The sequence below is a fragment of the Pelomicrobium sp. G1 genome (assembly GCF_051905455.1).
Classification (GTDB): Bacteria; Pseudomonadota; Gammaproteobacteria; order Burkholderiales; family UBA6910; genus Pelomicrobium.
Window position 1 is genome coordinate 1 of record NZ_JBQACR010000068.1, and the last position, 617, is coordinate 617.

General features: G+C 66.3%; 1 protein-coding gene. It reads right to left on the minus strand.

Going from position 1 to position 617, the window contains the following annotated elements:
• Positions 1-48: 48 nt before the first annotated feature.
• Complete coding sequence (locus ACTFO6_RS17475) at positions 49-336, minus strand: molybdopterin dinucleotide binding domain-containing protein (RefSeq protein ID WP_439935704.1); 288 nt, start codon at positions 334-336, stop codon at positions 49-51.
• Positions 337-617 lie beyond the last annotated feature (281 nt).

A 617-nucleotide genomic window follows, 5' to 3' on the forward strand; every position in this document is an offset into this window, starting at 1 on the left:
GTCCAGGTCGATGACCATTCCCCATTTCGCCATTTGCGTTGTCCTCCTTTAGGCCTTTTCCACGGTCACCATGCCGGTGTAATAGTTGGCGAGGCCGGAGATCGGATCGGACTGGTTCGCCGTGACCTCCCCGGAGTGGCCGGGCAGCCGTCCCTTAGCCCAGCGCCCCCACGCCCAATGGCCGTGCTCCATCGGCAGCACCACCGTGTCCGGCCGGGTCCCCGGGGCGTAGCGGGCAATCGCCTCGATGCTGCCCACCGCCGACTTGATCCGCACCCGGTCGCCGTCCCCGATGCCGCGCTTCCTGGCGGTGTCGGGATGGATCTCCAGGTACACCGTCTTCCTGCCTGAAGCAGGGCGATGGCGGTGGGAATATTGGCGCCGCGGCCCTCCGCGTGCATCGCCACCTTGGGCGTCACGAAATGCAGGTCGCCGCCGCCGGTGTACTTAGCCGGGAGGTATTGCGGGTAGCCGACCCGGTCCGTGGGGATGCCAAGCTTGCGGTGGATGAACTCGTCGTGCTTCTCCATCTCGCCTGAGCGGAACTCGAACTTGCCCGAGGGGGTCTTGAGCAGCTCGGCCTTCACCTCCTCTTTCTCCCTCACCTCCCCTCCCCC